The organism is Microbacterium sp. LWO13-1.2 (assembly GCF_038397725.1).
Taxonomy (GTDB): Bacteria; Actinomycetota; Actinomycetes; order Actinomycetales; family Microbacteriaceae; genus Microbacterium.
In genome coordinates this window covers 2,704,323-2,724,131 of sequence record NZ_CP151634.1, presented here as the reverse complement: position 1 = coordinate 2,724,131, position 19,809 = coordinate 2,704,323, and the positions used below count along the sequence as shown (strand labels likewise).

The 19,809-nt window shown below is 65.0% G+C and carries 20 protein-coding genes; 11 read left to right on the top strand and 9 right to left on the bottom strand.

Annotated features, from left to right (window positions below):
• Positions 1–43: 43 nt before the first annotated feature.
• Complete coding sequence (gene rpsA / locus MRBLWO13_RS12900) at positions 44–1,498, bottom strand: 30S ribosomal protein S1 (RefSeq protein WP_341974397.1); 1,455 nt, start codon at positions 1,496–1,498, stop codon at positions 44–46.
• A gap of 231 nt (positions 1,499–1,729) precedes the next feature.
• On the opposite strand from rpsA, the gene MRBLWO13_RS12895 reads away from it, so the two are divergent.
• From MRBLWO13_RS12895 to MRBLWO13_RS12885, 3 genes are all read left to right on the top strand, one after another.
• Complete coding sequence (locus MRBLWO13_RS12895; RefSeq protein ID WP_341974396.1) at positions 1,730–2,269, top strand: hypothetical protein; 540 nt, start codon at positions 1,730–1,732, stop codon at positions 2,267–2,269.
• A gap of 74 nt (positions 2,270–2,343) precedes the next feature.
• A complete protein-coding gene (locus MRBLWO13_RS12890) occupies positions 2,344–3,066 on the top strand; it encodes a hypothetical protein (RefSeq protein WP_341974395.1) in 723 nt (240 codons plus the stop codon).
• A 499-nt stretch (positions 3,067–3,565) separates the two neighbouring features.
• Positions 3,566–4,498 (top strand): 5'-3' exonuclease, encoded by a 933-nt coding sequence (locus MRBLWO13_RS12885; RefSeq protein WP_341974394.1) that lies wholly within the window; start codon positions 3,566–3,568, stop codon positions 4,496–4,498.
• Positions 4,499–4,505: 7 nt separating this feature from the next.
• On the opposite strand, the gene MRBLWO13_RS12880 is transcribed toward MRBLWO13_RS12885, so the two are convergent.
• Positions 4,506–5,492, bottom strand: a complete 987-nt coding sequence (locus MRBLWO13_RS12880) for a PHP domain-containing protein (protein ID WP_341978395.1) — start codon at positions 5,490–5,492, stop codon at positions 4,506–4,508.
• Between the two features lie 7 nt (positions 5,493–5,499).
• Entirely contained in the window at positions 5,500–6,564 is a 1,065-nt protein-coding gene (gene trpD, locus MRBLWO13_RS12875; RefSeq protein ID WP_341974393.1) for an anthranilate phosphoribosyltransferase, read from the bottom strand.
• 181 nt (positions 6,565–6,745) lie between these two features.
• On the opposite strand from trpD, the gene MRBLWO13_RS12870 reads away from it, so the two are divergent.
• From MRBLWO13_RS12870 to MRBLWO13_RS12840, 7 genes are all read left to right on the top strand, one after another.
• The gene (locus MRBLWO13_RS12870; protein WP_341974392.1) at positions 6,746–7,375 is read left to right on the top strand and encodes a heme-copper oxidase subunit III; all 630 of its coding nucleotides are present in this window, start codon (positions 6,746–6,748) and stop codon (positions 7,373–7,375) included.
• A 20-nt stretch (positions 7,376–7,395) separates the two neighbouring features.
• Positions 7,396–8,199, top strand: a complete 804-nt coding sequence (locus MRBLWO13_RS12865) for a cytochrome c (protein WP_341974391.1) — start codon at positions 7,396–7,398, stop codon at positions 8,197–8,199.
• Positions 8,200–8,235: 36 nt separating this feature from the next.
• Positions 8,236–9,318 carry a Rieske (2Fe-2S) protein gene (locus MRBLWO13_RS12860; protein ID WP_341974390.1) on the top strand — a complete coding sequence of 361 codons (1,083 nt, stop codon included), beginning with the start codon at positions 8,236–8,238 and terminating at the stop codon, positions 9,316–9,318.
• Positions 9,315–11,129, top strand: coding sequence for a cytochrome bc complex cytochrome b subunit (locus MRBLWO13_RS12855; protein ID WP_341974389.1), 1,815 nt, complete (start codon positions 9,315–9,317; stop codon positions 11,127–11,129). The genes MRBLWO13_RS12860 and MRBLWO13_RS12855 overlap by 4 nt, the downstream gene beginning before the upstream one ends.
• Positions 11,130–11,226: 97 nt before the next feature.
• Positions 11,227–11,631: a Rid family hydrolase gene (locus MRBLWO13_RS12850; protein ID WP_341974388.1), complete on the top strand. Its 405-nt coding sequence runs from the start codon at positions 11,227–11,229 to the stop codon at positions 11,629–11,631.
• On the top strand, positions 11,624–12,142 hold the full coding sequence (locus MRBLWO13_RS12845; protein WP_341974387.1) for a GNAT family N-acetyltransferase: 519 nt from the start codon (positions 11,624–11,626) through the stop codon (positions 12,140–12,142). Before MRBLWO13_RS12850 ends, MRBLWO13_RS12845 begins: the two co-directional genes overlap by 8 nt.
• 100 nt (positions 12,143–12,242) lie before the next feature.
• Entirely contained in the window at positions 12,243–12,662 is a 420-nt protein-coding gene (locus MRBLWO13_RS12840; RefSeq protein WP_341974386.1) for a rhodanese-like domain-containing protein, read from the top strand.
• Positions 12,663–12,723: 61 nt separating this feature from the next.
• Here the strand turns inward: MRBLWO13_RS12840 and MRBLWO13_RS12835 are convergent, their stop codons facing one another.
• Entirely contained in the window at positions 12,724–13,113 is a 390-nt protein-coding gene (locus MRBLWO13_RS12835) for a MarR family transcriptional regulator (RefSeq protein WP_341974385.1), read from the bottom strand.
• An 85-nt stretch (positions 13,114–13,198) separates the two neighbouring features.
• Between MRBLWO13_RS12835 and MRBLWO13_RS12830 the strand changes: the two genes are divergently transcribed.
• Positions 13,199–14,632: an MFS transporter gene (locus MRBLWO13_RS12830; RefSeq protein ID WP_341974384.1), complete on the top strand. Its 1,434-nt coding sequence runs from the start codon at positions 13,199–13,201 to the stop codon at positions 14,630–14,632.
• A 57-nt stretch (positions 14,633–14,689) separates the two neighbouring features.
• Here MRBLWO13_RS12830 and MRBLWO13_RS12825 read toward each other — a convergent pair whose 3' ends face one another.
• The 5 genes from MRBLWO13_RS12825 to MRBLWO13_RS12805 all read right to left on the bottom strand — a co-directional run bounded on the left by MRBLWO13_RS12825 (position 14,690) and on the right by MRBLWO13_RS12805 (position 19,765).
• Positions 14,690–15,124, bottom strand: a complete 435-nt coding sequence (locus tag MRBLWO13_RS12825) for a cytochrome c oxidase subunit 4 (RefSeq protein WP_341974383.1) — start codon at positions 15,122–15,124, stop codon at positions 14,690–14,692.
• Between the two features lie 3 nt (positions 15,125–15,127).
• Positions 15,128–16,780, bottom strand: coding sequence for a cytochrome c oxidase subunit I (gene ctaD, locus MRBLWO13_RS12820; protein WP_341978393.1), 1,653 nt, complete (start codon positions 16,778–16,780; stop codon positions 15,128–15,130).
• Positions 16,781–16,858: 78 nt separating this feature from the next.
• Complete coding sequence (gene coxB / locus MRBLWO13_RS12815; protein WP_341974382.1) at positions 16,859–17,776, bottom strand: cytochrome c oxidase subunit II; 918 nt, start codon at positions 17,774–17,776, stop codon at positions 16,859–16,861.
• A 96-nt stretch (positions 17,777–17,872) separates the two neighbouring features.
• A complete protein-coding gene (gene erpA, locus MRBLWO13_RS12810) occupies positions 17,873–18,235 on the bottom strand; it encodes an iron-sulfur cluster insertion protein ErpA (protein ID WP_341974381.1) in 363 nt (120 codons plus the stop codon).
• A 102-nt stretch (positions 18,236–18,337) separates the two neighbouring features.
• Positions 18,338–19,765 carry a dipeptidase gene (locus tag MRBLWO13_RS12805; protein ID WP_341974380.1) on the bottom strand — a complete coding sequence of 476 codons (1,428 nt, stop codon included), beginning with the start codon at positions 19,763–19,765 and terminating at the stop codon, positions 18,338–18,340.
• Positions 19,766–19,809: the final 44 nt, after the last annotated feature.

Genomic DNA, 19,809 nt, shown 5'->3' with positions numbered 1-19,809 from the left:
GGGCCGCCACCCGAAGGTGACGGCCCGATTCTGAGCGTTATGCTTACGCGTTGCCGCCCGAGAGCTTCTCGCGCAGAGCAGCGAGAGCCTCGTCGTCGGCGAGGGTGCCAGCACCGGTCGCCTCGCTGGAGAACACCTGTCCACCGAAGTCGGCGCCGGCTTCTGCTTCAGCCTCGGCCGCCTTGGTGACCTGAGTCTTGTGAGCCTCCCAGCGAGCCTGGGCTGCAGCGTACTCCTGCTCCCATGCCTCGCGCTGCGAGTCGAAGCCGTCCTTCCAAGCACCGGTCTCGGCGTCGAAGCCCTCCGGGTACTTGTACTCGCCGTTCTCGTCGTACTCGGCCAGCATGCCGTACAGCGCCGGGTCGAACTCGGTGCCGTTGGGGTCGACCGACTCGTTCGCCTGCTTGAGCGAGAGCGAGATGCGGCGACGCTCGAGGTCGATGTCGATGACCTTGACGAAGACCTCTTCGCCGACCGACACGACCTGCTCGGCCAGCTCGACGTGCTTGCTGGAGAGCTCGGAGATGTGGACGAGGCCCTCGATGCCGTCTGCGACGCGAACGAACGCACCGAACGGAACGAGCTTGGTGACCTTACCCGGCGTGACCTGACCGATCGCGTGGGTACGGGCGAAGACCTGCCACGGGTCCTCCTGCGTCGCCTTCAGCGACAGGGAGACGCGCTCGCGGTCGAGGTCGACCTCAAGGATCTCGACGGTGACCTCCTGGCCAACCTCGACGACCTCGGAGGCGTGCTCGATGTGCTTCCAGGACAGCTCGGAGACGTGCACGAGGCCGTCCACGCCGCCCAGGTCGACGAACGCACCGAAGTTGACGATCGACGACACGACACCCTTGCGGACTTGACCCTTGTGCAGGTTGTTCAGGAACGTGGTGCGCGACTCCGACTGCGTCTGCTCGAGCAGCGCACGGCGGCTGAGCACGACGTTGTTGCGGTTCTTGTCGAGCTCGAGGATCTTCGCTTCGATCTCCTGGCCGAGGTACGGCGTGAGGTCGCGGACGCGGCGCAGCTCGATGAGCGAAGCCGGAAGGAAGCCACGGAGGCCGATGTCGACGATGAGTCCACCCTTGACGACCTCGATGACCGTACCGGTGACGACGCCGTCGTTCTCCTTGATCTTCTCGACGTCTCCCCAGGCACGCTCGTACTGTGCGCGCTTCTTGGAGAGGATCAGACGGCCTTCCTTGTCCTCCTTCTGGAGAACAAGAGCCTCGACCTCGTCGCCGACCTTGACGACCTCGTTGGGGTCGACGTCGTGCTTGATGGAGAGCTCGCGCGAGGGGATGACACCCTCGGTCTTGTAGCCGACGTCCAGCAGAACCTCATCGCGGTCGATCTTGACGATCGTTCCTTCGATGATGTCGCCGTCGTTGAAGAACTTCAGGGTCTTCTCGACCGCGGCCAGGAAGTCCTCAGCAGATCCGATGTCGTTGATGGCGACCTGCTTGGTGGCCGGGGCGGTCGTTGCGGTAGTCATGTAGTGGGTTGTCCTTGTGAATGGAACTCGGGCTGGAAGATGCGGCCGCGCACGGCCGAAATCATGCTTCGCAGCGAATGGATTGGATTGCTCGTCACGAGCGCGCGCGTATGCACGCCACGAGTGACAGTTCAGATTATCAGAAGATCGGGTGCCGCGGGACTCGAGCCTCACCGCCAGTCCTGTGGATAACTCTGACGGATGCGGACGCATTCGGGTTAACGTGTCGGGGTGACTCTCGTACGGACTGCGTCGACTCCCCTGGCCGCCCTCGGCGTGCTCGTCCTGTCGACCGCAATGCTGGTCGGATGCTCGCCTCAAGCGGAGCCGACACCGACCCCGACCGCGGCCTTCGCCTCGGAAGAGGAGGCTTTCGCGGCGGCAGAAGAAACGTATAGGGCGTACAACGATGCAGTGAACGCTCTACGCAGCGGCGATAACACCGCAGACCCGCGCAAGTTCCTCACCGGCGAGGTTCTAGAGTCCGATGTGAAGGCGGCCAGGGAACTGGAGGAGGCAGGTCTTCGAATCCTTGGCCCAACCGCACTCCTATCGTTTGCAGGGGTCCAGGCAAGTCACGGTGATGCAGTCGCCGAGGTAACTGCGTTGGTGTGTCTTGATGTAACTATGGCGCGAGCGCTCAACTCAAACGGCGAAGACGTCACTGCTCCCGAACGGAGCGATGTGTATGGCGTGGAAGTCAAGTTCGTCGGCAACGCAGATCAATTGCACATCGCAAAGTATGAGATTGCGACGGACGCACCATGTTGACGGTGCTGCTCCTTGGAGCCGTCCTTCTCACTACTCCAATGTCCGACGGCTGCAACGAAATTGAGCTTGTGACCGTGGGCTGCGGAGTTGAGAACAACGGAACAGCGATAACGGTCGGCGGCGAGCAGACTACCCCCGGCACCGATCCCGTCTTCAACCCCGACGATGATTCGGGTGAAGAATCCGAGTCCTCCCCGCCACCGAAGGAACTCGACTTCGAGACCTGCCTGCGCAGCTGGAGCTTCATCGAGTGCTTCCGAAGTGCCGAGGAAGCAGAAGAAGCTCCCGCCGAAGAGAACGTGGCGCCAGGTGTCCGACCGATCACGATTACCGACCTCGCCCAGTTCGCCCCGGCTCCCGCCACACTCACCGGAGAACCCGACAACGTCGGCATCGCCGGCATGCCCACCAACTTCGTCACCACCGCATCCATCACCACGCAGTCCGGCACACTGTTCGGTCGATCGCTCTCCGTCCGTTTCACCCCCATCGCATACGACTTCCAATACGGCGACAGCTCCTCCACCACGACCACCACCGGCGGAGCGTCTTGGGCGAACCTCGGTCAAGCGCAATTCACGCCCACCCCGACAAGCCACGTCTACCAGGACCGGGGAACCTATCCCGCCGACGTCGACGTCCGCTACACCGCAGAGATCGACTTCGGCACCGGATGGTTCCCCATCAGCGGAGAACTCACCACCGACGGTCCTGTCCAACAGATCCGTATCTTCGAAGCGCATACCGCCCTCGTCGCGCACACCTGCACCGAGAAACCCGACTCCCCCGGCTGCTGATCCCGCGCAGGTGTCGGAACCGAGTGCCAGACTGTCCCCATGACCCGCGCCAGCCTTCGATGCTGCCCGACGCCGCGAGCCGCCACCCCCACGTTGCTACTTGGTGATCGATGAGTGGAGCGCAAGAATTCCCTCGCCCTCTGACGACGAGGGAGCAAGCCGTACTGGATGCGCTTCTCTCGGCAGACTTCCCGGAGGCGGCGGGCCTACGACAGCAAGCACGGGTCGCTCAAGTCGCTCGAATGTGTGGCTGCGGCTGCCCATCGATTGATTTCGTCCATCCTCCGACATCTCCTGGTCTGCACGTCCGCGTGAACGCATGGGTTCGAAATGATGACGCAACCGGCTTGTTCTTGTATACCGAGGGACCGTGGTTGGGCGGCATTGAACTCGTCGCGTATGCCAAAGACTCCCCCGCAGAACTCCCCGAACCGAGCGTCCTCCAGATCGAGGCCTCCGTATAGCCGACATCGTCGAGTTGCGGTCGTAAGCTGAGCCAATGACGGATCGCCCCGAGAAGCTGCTTCTGCTCGACACCGCCAGCCTCTACTTCCGCGCCTTCTACGGCGTTCCCGACAAGGTGAAGGCACCGGACGGCTCCCCCGTCAACGCAGTGCGCGGCCTCCTCGACATCGTCGCCAAGCTCGTCACTCTCTATGAGCCGACGCACGTCGTCGCCTGCTGGGATGACGACTGGCGACCGCAGTGGCGAGTGGACCTCATCCCGAGCTACAAGACGCACCGCGTCGTCGAGGTCGTCGCCGACGCTCCTGACGTCGAAGAGGTGCCAGATCCGCTCGAAGCGCAGATCCCGCTGATCCGTCAGACGTTGACGGCGCTCGGCATTCCGATCATCGGAGTCACGGAGCACGAGGCCGACGACGTGATCGGCACCCTCGCGACCCGCGCGACGATCCCCGTCGACATCGTCACCGGAGACCGCGATCTGTTCCAGCTCGTCGACGATGCCCGCGAAATCCGGGTCATCTATACGGCCCGTGGCATGAGCAACCTCGAGATCGTCACCGACGCGACCGTGGTCGCCAAGTACGGGGTACTCCCCTCGCAGTACGCCGACTTCGCCACGATGCGCGGCGATGCCTCCGACGGCCTTCCCGGAGTGGCCGGCGTGGGCGAGAAGACCGCGGCCACACTCCTCCAGACGCACGGCGACCTCTCCGGCATCCGCACCGCCGCAGCCGCCGGCGAAGGCATGAGCGCCGGCGTCAGCGCGAAGATCCTCGCAGCCTCCGACTACCTCGACGTCGCCCCGACCGTTGTGGAAGTCGCGAGGAACCTCGACATCGCGGTCCCCGGCATCGCGCTCCGCACGCTCGACCCTGCTGAGGCGGATGCTGCCACGGCGCTGGCCGAGCAGTGGAACCTCGGCACCTCCATGACGCGCGCCGTCGCCGCGGTATCGACCGTCTGACCTGCTCTCACTCCGCCCAGGCGAGCAGTCTCTCCAGCCCCCACGTCGTCACGATGCGCGCAGCCGGGATCCCGGCGCGCTCCGCGCGTTCGGCACCATGATCGAGCAGCGACAGCTGCCCAGGGGCGTGCGCATCGGAATCGATCGAGAACAGGCATCCGGCATTCATCGCCAGAGCGATCAGGTCATCCGGTGGGTCCTGCCGCTCCGGGCGTGAGTTGATCTCCACGGCCACACCGTTCTCAGCGCAGGCCGCGAAGACCGCCGTCGCGTCGAACTGCGATTGCGGGCGCGTGCCGCGCTCCCCCTGAACGAGACGGCCAGTGCAATGGCCGAGGACGTTCACCCTCGGATGCGACACCGCCGCGATCATTCGCGCCGTCATCGCTTTCGCATCCATGCGCAACTTGGAATGGACGGATGCCACGACGATGTTGAGCTCGCCGAGCAGCGTGTCCTCCTGATCCAGCATCCCGTCCTCGAGGATGTCGACCTCGATGCCGGCGAGAACCCGGAATCCCTCGCCGGACTGTGCCCGCACGAGCGGTATCTGCTCGCGGAGCCGCTCAGCGGAGAGCCCGCGCGCGACACGAAGCCGCGGTGAGTGGTCGGTGATCGCCTGGTACTCGTGACCGAGGGCGCGCGCCGCCTCGGCCATCACGGCGATCGAGGTCGTTCCATCCGACCAATCCGTATGCGCGTGCAGGTCGCCGCGCAGCGAAGATCGCAGTGCCGAGATGCGCTCCGGTTCCACCTCGCCGCGCAGTTCGACCAGATAGTCAGGCACTTCGCCGGCCTGCGCCTGCCGGATGACCGCGAATGTGGACTCCCCGATCCCCTTGCTCGCCCGTAGCCGAGCCGGATCGTTGCGCACCTCTTCGGTCAGCCCCTGCAGCGTGGCTGCAGCCTGGCGGAACGCCTTGGCCCGATAGCGCGACGCCCGTTCGCGCTCCAGCAGAGTGGCGATCTCCAGGAGTGCGGCGACGGGATCCATCATGCGCCTAGGCGGAGGCGAGCTCTCGGCTGACCGCGACCCATTCATCGAGCTTGGCGGCGGCGCGACCATCGTCAACGGCCTCCGATGCGCGCTCGTACCCCTCGCGCAACCGCTCCAGGATCGGCCGCTGCACCTGCGTGGCATCCTGCGACAGCTCGAATGCGACGATGCCGGCAGCCGCGTTCAGGAGCACGATGTCGCGCACCGGCCCCGGCGCCCCGGTCAGCGTGTGGCGCAGCACCTCGGCGTTGTGCTGCGGGGACCCCCCGATGAGATCGGACAGCTCGGCGAGAGGGATGCCCAGGTCGCGCGGGTCCAGATCGTGCTCGTGGATGTCTCCACGGGTCACCTCCCAGATCCTGCTGTGACCCGTAGTGGTGAGCTCGTCGAGCCCGTCATCACCACGGAAGACGAGAGCCGTCGCCCCCCGGGTGCGGAACACGCCGGTGATCAGCGGCACGCGCTCGAGGTGAGCCACTCCGACGGCGTTCGCTTCGGCTCTGGCCGGGTTGCAGAGCGGACCGAGCATGTTGAAGACCGTCGGAACGCCGAGCTCGGAGCGCACCGTCGCCGCGTGCCGGAAGCCGGGGTGGAAGGCCGCCGCCCACGCGAACGTGATGCCGGTGCGGTCGAGGGCGGAGGCCACCGCCGCTGGATCGAGGGAGAGTTCGAGTCCGAGCGCCCCGAGCACGTCGGAGGACCCCGAGGCCGAACTCGCTGCTCTGTTGCCGTGCTTGACCACCGGAATGCCGGACGCACCGATGATGATCGCTGCCGTCGTCGACACGTTCACCGTGCCGACCCGGTCTCCGCCGGTACCGACGATGTCGAGCACGTTCGGAGACACCGGCAGCGGCACGGCCGACTCCAGGATCGCATCGCGGAACCCGACGATCTCGTCGACGGTCTCCCCCTTCGCGCGGAGTGCGACGAGGAACCCTGCCAGCTGCGCCTCAGTCACCTTGCCCTGCATGATCTGGCGCATCGCCCACGTCGACTCCCAGACACTGAGATCACGACGCTCCAGAAGAGAGGTGAGCATGTCGGACCAGGTCAGCGAATCAGCCATGTCAGCGATCCTATCCGCGCGCATCGACGTCGACGCCGAGATGACGGCCGCCAGCATCCGCTGTTTCCCGCCGATTCACCGACGATTCGCAGTATCTTCTTAGGGTTGCCTAAGTCCCTGGGAGGCAAAAACAGGGCTGTCGGTGCAAGAATCACCCCCTCGGATCGGCCATAATGGAAGGGTGACGACCTCAGCGACGTATGCCCCGGCGGCGAGAACGATCAAGCGGCCCAACCCGGTAGCTGTCGGCACCATTGTGTGGCTCGGCAGTGAGGTGATGTTCTTCGCGGGACTCTTCGCGATCTACTTCACGCTCCGCAGCACCTCACCCGAATTGTGGGCTGAGCGGACAGAGCTGCTGAACGTTCCGTTCGCGTTCATCAACACCGTGATCCTGGTCCTCTCCTCCGTCACCTGCCAGATGGGCGTCTTCGCCGCCGAGCGGCTTCAGCCGTACACGACGAAGAAGCGCGGCATGCTCGGCTGGGGAATGGTCGAGTGGTTCTTCCTGACATTCGCGCTCGGCGCGGTCTTCGTCTCAGGCCAGGTGTGGGAGTACGCACAGCTCGTCGCTGAGGGCATGCCCATCAGCGCCGACTCGTACGCGTCTGCCTTCTACCTGACCACCGGCTTCCACGCCCTGCACGTCACCGGCGGGCTCATCGCCTTCCTGCTCGTCATCGGCCGCGCCTACGCCGTCAAGAACTTCGGGCACAAGGAGGCGACCTCCTCGATCGTCGTGTCGTATTACTGGCACTTCGTCGACGTCGTCTGGATCGTCCTGTTCGCCGTTATCTACTTCCTGAAATAAGAGCGGAGCTGATCCCCGAGATGGCACGAGAGAAGAAGCGTCGCTCCAGCGGTCGTCGCAGCCCGATCGCTGCGGCCGCGCTCATCGGAGCAGGCCTGATGATCACGGGCGCTGTGTACGCCGGTGCGTCGGCCGCGTTCGCCGCCACCGACACCCAGGCGGCCGCGTCCACCCAGCTGACCGTGGAGGACGGCGAGAAGCTGTTCACCGCGAACTGCGCCACCTGCCACGGCCTCGACCTGCAGGGCACGCCCAATGGTCCGAGCCTGTACGGCGTCGGCGAGCTCGCGGCCGAGTTCCAGCTCGCCACCGGCCGGATGCCGCTGCAGATGCAGGGCCCGCAGGCTCCGCAGAAGAAGCCGCAGTTCACCGAGGACCAGATCAAGGCGATGGCGTCGTACGTCCAGTCGGTCGCTCCCGGTCCGACCTACCCCGATGAGCACCTGCTCGACGGTGAGGGCGACGTCGCGAACGGCGCCGAGCTGTTCCGCGTCAACTGCGCGATGTGCCACAACGTCGCCGCCGCCGGTGGCGCCCTGACCGAGGGCAAGTACGCCCCCGCTCTGACCGAGACCAGCGCGCTGCACATGTATGCGGCCATGGTGACCGGTCCGCAGAACATGCCGGTCTTCGGCGACATGAACCTGTCCGACGAGGACAAGCGCGACATCATCTCCGCCCTGCTCTTCCAGCAGCAGGCCGTGCAGATCGGCGGAGCGACACTCGGCTCGCTCGGACCGGTCTCCGAAGGTCTGTTCATCTGGATCTTCGGCATCGGCGCGCTCGTCGCCATCACCGTGTGGATCACGGCGAAGTCCAACTGACGCTTATTCATCGAAGAGGAACGTACGAGGAGCACCATGGCACACGACGACGACACGCAGGCTCTTGACAGGGCCTACCAGCCCTCTCCGGGGCTGGGCGTCGCAGTCAGCGACCCCGTGCAGAACCCGGGGCTGCCGCCGCACCGGGAGCGGATGACCGACAAGGATCCGCGCGCTGAGAAGAACGCGGTGCGCACGGTCTACTCGCTGTTCTACCTCTCGCTCGCGGGCAGCATCTGGGCGGTCGCCGCTTACATGCTGTTCCCGATCGAGAGCGGCGCGCTCATCGACATCCGCAACAACAATCTCTTCATCGGACTCGGCATCGCGCTCGCGCTGCTGGCTCTCGGTATCGGCGCGATCCACTGGTCGAAGGCGCTGATGTCCGACAAGGAGTTCATCGAGTACCGCCACCCCACTCGGGGCAAGGATTCGACGCGCGAGGCGGCGATCAAGGCTTTCGCCGAGGCGAACGAGGAGTCCGGCTTCGGACGTCGTTCGATGATCCGCAACTCGTTGATCGCCGCTGTCGTGGCATCGATCATCCCCGGTGTGACTCTGTTCCGCGGCCTGGCCCCGCACGCCGGCACCGACCCGGAGCACCCGCACGTCGGCGACCCGGTGGCACTGCTGAAGCACACCATGTGGGACAAGGGGATGCGCCTCGCTCGCGACCCCGACGGCACTCCGATCCGTGCAGCTGACGTCACCCTTGGCTCCGCTTTCCACGTCATCCCGGAAGAGCTCGCCGAACTCAGCCACCACGATGGCTACCTCGAGGAGAAGGCGAAGGCGATCGTCCTGCTCATGCGCCTGCGCCCGGAGCAGCTCATCGAGGCCGATGACCGCAAGGACTGGTCGTACGACGGCATCGTCGCGTACTCCAAGGTCTGCACCCACGTCGGCTGCCCTGTCGCACTGTACGAGCAGCAGACGCATCACCTGCTCTGCCCCTGCCACCAGTCGCAGTTCGACGTCACCGACCACGCCAAGGTCATCTTCGGCCCGGCGGCTCGTCCGCTTCCGCAGCTGCCGATCATGGTCGACGACGAGGGCTACCTCGTCGCACGCAGCGACTTCAAAGAACCCGTCGGCCCGAGCTTCTGGGAGCGCCATTGAGCACTGCAACGCTGTCCAAAGAGGACAAGGACAACAAGGCACCGCTCGGCGGCCGCTTCGTCGGCGCTGCGTCGAACTACATCGATGAGCGCACCAGCCTCTCCGGTTTCGTCAAGGAACTCGGACGCAAGATCTTCCCCGACCACTGGTCGTTCATGCTCGGTGAGATCGCGCTGTGGAGCTTCGTCGTGGTGTTCCTCTCCGGAACCTTCCTGACGTTCTTCTTCCAGGCCTCGATGGTCGAGACCCACTACACCGGCGCCTACGCGCCGATGCGCGGTATCGAGATGTCCGCGGCCCTCGAGTCGTCGCTGTACATCTCGTTCGACCTGCGTGGTGGCCTCCTGGTCCGCCAGATCCACCACTGGGCCGCACTCGTCTTCGTGGCCGGCATCGGCGTGCACATGCTGCGCGTCTTCTTCACCGGTGCGTTCCGCAAGCCGCGCGAGCTCAACTGGGTGATCGGCTTCGTGCTGTTCGTGCTGGCCATGGCAGAGGGCTTCACCGGCTACTCGCTCCCCGACGACCTGCTCTCGGGCAACGGTCTCCGCATCATCGACGGCATGATCAAGGGCATCCCGCTGATCGGCGTCTGGACCTCGTACATCCTCTTCGGTGGCGAGTTCCCTGGCACCGACATCGTCGGTCGCCTGTACACGCTGCACATCCTGCTGCTGCCGCTGTTGGTCATCGGACTGATCGTGGTGCACCTGATGCTGATGGTCATCAACAAGCACACGCAGTTCGCCGGCCCCGGCCGTACGAACGAGAACGTCGTGGGCTTCCCGATGATGCCGGTCTACATGTCGAAGATGGGCGGATACCTGTTCATCGTGTTCGGCACGATCGTGCTGATCGCGACGTTCTTCCAGATCAACCCGATCTGGAACTACGGCCCATACGACCCGTCCCCCGTGTCGGCAGGAACGCAGCCGGACTGGTACATCGGCTTCGCCGACGGCGCCCTGCGCCTGGCGCCGTCGAACCTGGACCTCGTCCTCTTCGATCGCACCTTCTCGTTCGGCATCCTGATCCCGCTCGTGGCGCTGGGACTGTTCATCGTCCTCGTGGCGATCTACCCGTTCCTCGAGGCATGGGTCACCGGCGACAAGCGCGAGCACCACATCGCTCAGCGTCCGCGCAACGCCGCCACCCGCACCGCCATCGGCGCGGCCGGCGTCATCTTCTACGCGGTTCTGTGGGCTGCAGCATCCTCCGACCTCATCGCGACGCACTTCATGCTCACGATGGAGGGGGTCATCCTCTCCCTGCAGATCCTGCTGTTCGTGGGTCCGATCCTCGGCTACTTCGTCACGAAGCGCATCTGCATCGCGCTGCAGAAGAAGGACCGCGAGATCGTGCTGCACGGCTTCGAGTCGGGCCGCATCGTCCGCCTTCCTGGTGGCGAATTCATCGAGGTGCACCAGCCGGTCGACAAGTACGACCGCTGGAAGCTCATCGATGTCGACGGCTACCAGCCGCTCGTCGTGCGCCCGAACGCGAAGGGCCGCATCCCGTGGACGGAGAACGTCCGCTCGTCGATCTCCCGCTGGTTCTACGAGGACCGACTCGCTCCGCTCACGCAGGCAGAGGTCGAGGCGGCAGACGCGCATCAGCACCACGTCCTCGCACACGACGAGGAGATCGAGAACGCCGAGATCCAGGGTGCGCACGAGCGCGCCGGAGCACCGGATGCTCCTCTGGTCGCGACCGAGGATCACATCGGCGAGACGCCGAACACCCCGAGCACGGTGATCGCCACCGAGCCGGTGAAGAAGCCTCGCAAGAAGAAGTCGGAGGAGGGCGAGTAGTTCGCCGCTCCCCCACGAGGAAGGCCCTGTCGGTCGCTGAGATGCGAACCGACAGGGCCTTGCTCGTTCGTGCGCGCACCCGTGAAAGGATCGGAGCATGTCTGCAGTCCGTCTCATCCGCTCGTCCTCCCTCGCCGAAGCCCCGTACGCGTACGCCGCGACCGCAGCGGCCGGCGCTCGCCTGATCTTCCTGGCCGGAGCCTGCCCCTTGAATGACGACGGGTCCACAGCCGCACCGGGCGACTATGCCGCTCAGGCCGCGCGATGCATGGAGACGTTGTCTGTCGCATTGCATGCGGCCGGTGCTGCGCGCTCCGACGTCATCAGCACCCGGGTTCTCGTCGCCTCCAGCACTCGTGAGGACCTCGTGACGGCGTGGGATGTCGTTCACGCGGGTTTCGGCTCGCACGACGTGCCCAGCACGCTCCTCGGGGTAACCGTCCTCGGTTACCCGGACCAGCTCGTCGAGATCGAAGCGATCGCGGCCGTGCACGATGACTGACACGTTGCGCGTCGCCATCCGCCCCGCTCGGGAGTCCGACCTGGCCATCGCGGAAGAGGTCGAGGCCGAGGCCGACGCCCTGTTCATCGAGCTGTTCGGCGCGACCGATTGGCCGCCACCCGCGTCAGCATCGGAACGGTCCGCACTTCCTGGATTCGTCCTGGTTGCGGAGGGTGTCGAAACGCCCCATGACGTCGTCGGCTTCGCTCACGTTCTGGAGATCGACGGGCAGGCGCACCTCGAGCAACTCTCAGTCCTCCCCCAACACGGCAGACGAGGCTATGGCCGGATGCTGGTCGCTGCGGCCAAGGCCGAAGCACGGCGTCGGGGGTATCGCTCCATCACGCTGCGCACCTACCGTGACGTCGCCTGGAACGGGCCCTTCTATGCGACGTGCGGCTTCCAGGAAAGCGTCCCTTCCACGCCCTTCCTGCACAGGCTTGTCGAGGTCGAGTCACGGCTCGACCTCGACCGCTACGGTCCTCGCGTTCAGATGACCGCTGTCATCTGAACGCCGCGTCTTTGCCGAAGCCCCACAGAATGGCGGAAATCAGTTGTTCGGCGGCCGCACAGCGCCGGACGTCGATGACGCTCCTCAATAGGCTGAAGGCATGATCGAACGTGCAGACTTCTTCGCAGCCAAGCTCGCCTACGAGACCGACGCCAGTGACGTCCATGCGGCGCTGAAGGCCGGAGAGCAGATCGTCGTGATCGACGTCCGGTCCGACGAGGCCTGGGCGCAGGGGCGCGTCGCCGGCGCGATTCACATGCACTACAGCGAGATCGCCGCACGAGCCGCAGTCGAGATCCCCGCAGACGCGCAGGTCGTCGTGTACTGCTGGAGCCCTGGATGCAACGCCGGCGCGAAGGGAGCGCTGGAGTTCGCGAAGATCGGATACGAGGTCCGCGAGATGATCGGCGGTTTCGAGTACTGGGTCCGTGAGGGCTATCCGGTGCAGGATGCCGAGGGCACCCACCATCGCCCCATCGACCCGCTCACCGGCATTCCGCGCGTCCGCATTCGCGCCTGACGGTGCGCGCACCGAAGAACCGCACGTCTCGCTTGAGACTCCGCAACCGGTGGGGTTGAGGTCAGGCGAGGTGCTTCTGAAGCACGGCCCGATGGGTGGGGCTCGCGGCGCTCCAGCGTTCCCTCCCCCGGTCCGTCAGCATCAGGAAGCTGGCGCGCCGGTCGAAATCGCACTCGCCCCGGGCGACGAGACCCGCCTTCTCAAGGCGGGACACGGTACGTGACAGAGCGCTCTGACTGAGATACATCTCCGTCTCGAGTTCTTTCATCCTCACCTGGGGATCCGCATCATGCTGAGCATGCACGGTAAGCGCCTGTAGGACCTCGAACTCACTGAGTCCCAGCTCGTGCTGCGACTGGAGTTCGCTCTCCAGTTCGCAGGATGCGTTGTGGTAGGTGCGCAGTGTTTCGGACCACTTCACGCAGACATCGCTATCCGGTGCCGACTTCATGAGCATCAGCGTAGCATGTGCACACATTTAATGACATGGCATTCAATGCGTTGACATCAAATGCACAGGCATGTACGTTATCGACGTGACACTTACGCAAACAGACCTCACTCCCCCGACAGCTTCCCCGTCGACCAACCGTCGATGGGGCCTCAAACTCTGGGCCATCCTCTTCGTCGCCGGACTCGCCATGTTCCTGGACGCGCTCGACGTCTCCATGGTCGGCGTCGCGCTGCCCTCCATCGGCGCCGAGTTGGGCCTGGACACCATCAGCCTCCAGTGGATCGTGAACGGCTACATCCTCGGATACGGTGGCCTCCTGCTGCTGGGCGGCCGCGCCTCCGACCTCCTCGGCCGACGGCGCGTCTTCCTGGCGGCCCTGGTCGTGTTCGGGATCGCTTCTCTCGTCGGTGGCATCGTCGACGACGGCGCCCTCCTCATCGCCAGCCGTGTCGTCAAGGGAATCGCAGCGGCCTTCACCGCGCCGGCGGCTCTGTCGATCATCACCACCACCTTCAAACAGGGACACGACCGCAACAGAGCGCTGTCGATCTTCACGGTCTTCGGTGCGACCGGCTACGCCTCGGGACTGATCATGTCCGGCCTGCTGACCGGGATCGACTGGCGGCTGACCTTCTTCGCCCCGGTCGTCGCTGTCGCCGTCGTCCTGGTCGCCGCGTTCATCGTGGTCCCCAAAACCCAGGAAACCGAGCGTGGACGCATCGATTTCGCCGGAGCCGCAATGCTCACCGGTGGCATGCTCGCCGCCGTCTACACGATCGTGACCGCCCCGGAGACGGGCTTCACCGGCGGGGTCATCGTCACGCTCGTGGTGGCTGTGGTCCTTCTGGGTGCCTTCTTCGTGACGGAGAGCAAGGTGCGCCACCCGCTCGTGCGCCTCAGCATCTTCAAGGTGACATCGATCGTACGAGCCAACCTCGCCGCCATGGCGATCTTCGGCTCCTATATCAGCTTCCAGACGATCGTGTCGCTGTATCTCCAGAACACCCTCGGCTGGGCACCTCTGCAGATGGCGCTCGCACTGGCGCCGGCGGGGATCATCGTCGCGATCCTCTCGCCGTTCGCCGGTCGTTTCATCGATCGCTTCGGCACCACACCGATGATCATCGTCTCGATGGCCTCCTTCGTGCTGGGATACCTCTGGTTCATCCTGCGGGGCGGCAGTCCGGACCCGGCGTACTTCGTCGACTACCTGCCGAGCTTCCTCCTGCTGGGGCTGGGATTCGCGATCGGCTTCTCCGCGGTCATGGTCCAGGCCACGGAGGGCATCGCCGACGAGGAACAAGGATTGGCATCCGGATTGGTGCAGACATCGGGCCAGATCGGCGGTGCGATCGTCCTGGCGATCGCCACCAGCCTCATCAGTGCGACGACGGCGACCAGCATCGCCGCATACCGCCCGGGGCTGTATCTGGTGATCGCCGTCGCGGTGATCGGCCTGCTAGCCTCCACATCGGTGCTGCTCACCCGCCGCCGCACGGTGGACGCCTCGATCTGAGCCAGGCATGAAAGAAGGCCCCCGGAGAGATCCGGGGGCCTTCTTCATGCCTGGTGATCAGCGCGCGAAGTTACCGCGGTAATACTCGTACACCCAGCCGACGATCGCGACCACGAAGATCGCGAGACCGATCGGCAGGAGGAAGTGGCCAACGGCCAGTCCGACGATGAAGATCGCCGCAGACGCCGCGAGAACGAGCGGCCACCAGGACCACGGGCTGAACTCACCGAGCTCCGGGTCACCGTCATCGATGTCCGCCGTGAGGATGTCCTCGGGCAGCTCGCCGCCCTGGGCGGCGTGCGTACGATCCAGGTAGAACGCGATCATCGCACCCATGAAGGCAGTGAAGAACAGGGCGACGGTGCCGACCCACTCGATTCGGTTCACGATCTCGAGATCAGGGTGAGCCAGGATGTTCCACCCGGTGTAGATCACGCCGACGAGCGCGAAGAACGCGGTCAGCACCCACCAGAGAATGACATTGTCACGCATGGCTCAGTGGACCTCTCGTTCGCCGGGCGCGGTGGTGGCGAATTCCGCCGCCTCCGGGTGGTTCAGATCGAACGCAGGACGCTCGCTGCGGATCCGCGGGATCGACGTGAAGTTGTGTCGCGGCGGCGGGCAGGAAGTCGCCCATTCGAGCGAAGCGCCGTAGCCCCACGGGTCGTTGACCGTGACCTTCGGCGCCTTGCGTGCCGTGATCCACACGTTCAGGAAGAACGGCAGCATCGAAGCGCCGAGGATGATCGCACCGATCGTCGAGACCTGGTTCTGCCAGGTCCAGCCGTCGGCGGCCGAGTAGTCCGCGTAGCGACGCACCATGCCGTCGACGCCCAGCCAGTGCTGGATGAGGAACGTCATGTGGAAGCCGATGAACAGCATCCAGAAGTGCACGTAGCCGAGACGCTCGTTCAGCATGCGGCCCGTCCACTTCGGCCACCAGAAGTAGAACCCGGCGAACATCGCGAACACGACGGTACCGAAGACCACGTAGTGGAAGTGCGCGACGACGAAGTACGAGTCACTGAGGTGGAAGTCCAACGGCGGGGCGGCGAGGATGACACCGGTCAGACCGCCGAATACGAACGAGACCAGGAAGCCGAGGGCGAACACCATCGGCGTCTCGAACGTCACCGATCCTCGCCACATGGTTCCGATCCAGTTAAAGATCTTCACACCAGTCGGTACAGCGATGAGCATCGTCATCAGCGCGAAGAACGGCAGCAGGACAGATCCGGTGACGTACATGTGGTGGGCCCACACCGCGACCGAGAGGGCCGCGATGGCGATCGTCGCGTAGACGAGGGTCTTGTAACCGAAAATCGGCTTACGGCTGAACACCGGGAAGATCTCCGAGACGATGCCGAAGAACGGCAGCGCGATGATGTAGACCTCGGGGTGCCCGAAGAACCAGAACAGGTGCTGCCAGAGGAGCACGCCGCCGTTGGCCGGGTCGTAGATGTGCGCACCGAGCACGCGGTCGGCACCGGCGGCGAAGATCGCGGCGGCCAGAACCGGGAACGCCATGATCACCAGCAGGCTCGTGATCAGCGTGTTCCACGAGAAGATCGGCATGCGCCACATCGTCATACCGGGAGCGCGCATGGTGATGACCGTGGTGATGAAGTTCACCGCACCGAGAATGGTTCCGAAGCCGGAGATGCCGAGTCCCAGCATCCACAGGTTTCCACCTGCACCGGGCGAGAACGTCGCGCCGGCGAGTGGCTGATAGGCGAACCAACCGAACGAGGCGGCGCCCTGCGGGGTGAGGAAGCCGGCGACGGCGATCGTCGATCCGAACAGGAACAGCCAGAAGGCGAAGGCGTTCAGACGCGGGAACGCCACATCGGGCGCTCCGATCTGCAGCGGCAGGATCGCGTTGGCGAATCCGGCGAAGAGCGGCGTCGCGAACATCAGCAGCATGATCGTGCCGTGCATCGTGAACAGCTGGTTGTACTGCTCCTTCGTCGGGACGATCTGCATCCCGGGCGCGAACAGCTCGGCGCGGATGACGAGAGCCATCACGCCTCCGAGGAGGAAGAACAGCACCGAAGCGATCAGGTACATGTACCCGATGGTCTTGTGGTCTGTGGAGGTGATCCACTTGACGACGATGTTGCCCTTCTGCTCCACACGCGAGGAGCTCATCAGAGCGGCCTGGCGGGCGGGAAGTGCGGTGGGACGGGAGCGGTGAGCGTCGCCGGATTCAGAGTTGGTCGACATGGCTTACTCTCCCTCTTCCTCGGAGTGGGACTCTTCCCCGGAGTCAGACGGTCCCGTGCCCGGGAAGTTGCCGAGACGGTCATAGGCGTCGGTAATGCTGCCGGTGTTGCCCTTCTCGCGGAGAGACTCGACGTACGCGTCGTACTCGTCCTGCTCGACGACCTTCACCTTGAACAGCATCATCGAGTGATACTCGCCGCAGAGCTCGGCGCACTTGCCCTCGTACTCGCCGACGCGCGTCGGGATGAAGGACCAGGAGTTGTCCTTCCCGATGTACATGTCCTTCTTGTAGAGGAAGTCGATGATCCAGAAGGAGTGGATGACGTCGCGGGACTGCAGGTCGATCGTGACCTTCTGATCGACCGGGAGCACCAGAGTCGGCAGCTGCGACTGGTCGATGTTGCCTTCTTTATCGGGCTGCGCCTGGATGCCCATCGTCCAGACGGCGTCCGAATCGTCTTCGTCCTCGCCGTCGTACTGGAAGTCCCACGCCCACTGCTTGGCGATCGCGGTGATCTCGACGTCGGGGTCGTCCCACTTCGCCTCGATCTCCGTCTGATCGCGAGCGGTGAAGAAGAACATGCCCAGCACGAGGATGAGCGGCACGATCGTGTAGAAGATCTCGATCGGCATGTTGTAGCGCAGCTGCACCGGCAGGCCGACCTGGCCCTTGCGGCGGCGGTAGGCGATCGCGGCCCAGGCCATCAGGCCCCACGTGATCACACCGACAGCGAGCAACACGATCCAGGAGTTCACCCAGAGTGACGACACTCGATCTGCCTGGTTGGTGGTGGCAGGAGCGCCGTCCACGAAGCCCGGGAGATAGCCGTGTTCCTGGGCGGTGGTACACCCCGCTAGAACCACAGCTGCCGCAACTCCCAGGGGGAGGGCGGCCCAACGAAGGCGGTGTTTCGAGGGCACGATGCACCTTTCAGATCGCGGACAGGGCACGCCTCAAGTCTAGGGCAACCTCACACCTGATTCATGCCAACCACGCAGGTTGGACGGGGTCGAGAATCAGTGGAAGCTGTCGCCGCAGGCGCAGCTTCCGGCCGCGTTCGGGTTGTCGATCGTGAAGCCCTGCTCCGAGATCGTGTCCTTGAAATCGATGGACGCGCCGTCGAGATACGGGACGCTCATGTTGTCGATGATGACCTCGACGCCGTCGAAGTCGACAGTCTCATCGCCCTCGAGGTAGCGCTCGTCGAAGTAGAGCTGGTAGATGAGTCCGGAGCATCCGCCGGGCTGAACAGCCACGCGCAGACGCAGGTCGTCGCGGCCCTCCTGCTCGAGCAGGTTCTTGACCTTGACGGCCGCAGCCTCGGTCAGGTTCACGCCGTGGGCGCGGGTGGTGTCGGCAGTCAGTGTGGTGTCGGTCATGTCGCTCCTTGTGACGGGCCGCGCCAGGCGCGGCTTTCCCATCGATTGTACCGTCGCTGCCCGTGTACACGGCGAGGACGAGGGAAAGCCGCGCCCGGGTGTTCAGAGCGGCAGTGTGATCTCGTTCATCCGGGAGAGCAGCAGCGCTTCGGTCGTCACCGCGTGGCGGAACGTGTCGAGGTGCAGCGACTCGTTCGGGCTGTGCGCGCGGGAGTGCGGATCCTCGACGCCGGTGACGAGGATCTGGGCCTCAGGGAACTCCCGGACGAGATCGGCGATGAACGGGATCGACCCTCCGACACCGAGGTCGACGGGGGCCGCGTCATAGCCGTCGCGCATCGCATCGCGGGTCAGCGCGACTGCCCAACCGCTGGTGTCCACCAGGAAGCCGTTGCCGAGATCGGCATCCGTGAAGGTGAGCTCCGCGCCGTACGGCGCGTGGGCGCGCAGGTGCTGCTGGAGCGCCTCGTACGCCTCTTCACCGGACTGTCCCGGTGCGACGCGAGCGCTGATCACTACCGTCGCCTCGGGGAGCAGCGTGTTGGATGCTGCCGCGACGCTCGTCGCGTCGATGCCGATCACCGTGATCGACGGCTTGTTCCAGATCCTGCTGAGGATGGTTCCGGCGCCGATCGGCGACGTCCCCGGCAGCAAGCCCGCCTCATCCCGCAGCGTCTCCTCGGTGTAGTCCGGAGTCGGGGCGTCCCGCTCCGTCATTCCCTCGACGGCGACAGAGCCGTCTTCGTTCCACAGGGTCGACAGGAGCTTCACCGTCGCCATCATCGCGTCGGGAACGGCGCCGCCGAACATCCCGGAGTGGGAAGCGTGGTCCAAGGTGCGGACGCGCATCGTGAATCGTGCGTTTCCCCGCAAAGAGACGGTCAAGCCGGGAGTGACCGAATCCCAGTTGCCCGAGTCCGCGACGACGATGGCGTCGGCACGCAGCGCCTCCTTGTTGTCGGAGAGGAACTGGGCGAACGAGCGGGAGCCGTACTCCTCCTCCCCCTCGATGAACATCGACACGCCGAGTTCCAGATCGTCGCCGAGCACCTCTGCGACAACCCGCAGCGAAGCGATGTGCGCCATGATTCCGGCCTTGTCGTCGGCGGCACCTCGTCCGTAGAGACGGCCATCGTGCACCGTCGGCTCGAACGGCGGGGTCTCCCAGAGCTCGTCGTCTCCGGGAGGCTGCACGTCGTGATGCGCGTAGAGCAGGATCGTCGGCTTGCCGTTGCGGGCGGCGCGCGTCGCCAGCACCGCCGGCTGGCCGTGCTCGTCGGTACCCGGGATCGCGGCCCGCAGTACGCGTACCTCGTCGAACACCCCGGTTCCGGTCGCGAGCGCAGCGACGGCGGCGGCGCTGCGCTCCAGCTGCGTCTGATCGAATGCGGGCCACGCGATGCCGGGGATCCGGACGAGATCGCCCAGATCAGCCAGCGCCGCAGGGATGCCGGTTGCGACGGCCTCGGCGATCGCCGGATCGACGGCAGGAGACGGATTTGATTCGCTGGAAGGGGCAGGAGAGTTCATGCGAGTAATCTTAAGGCGAACCCCCTGTAGCGAACCGAGGAACC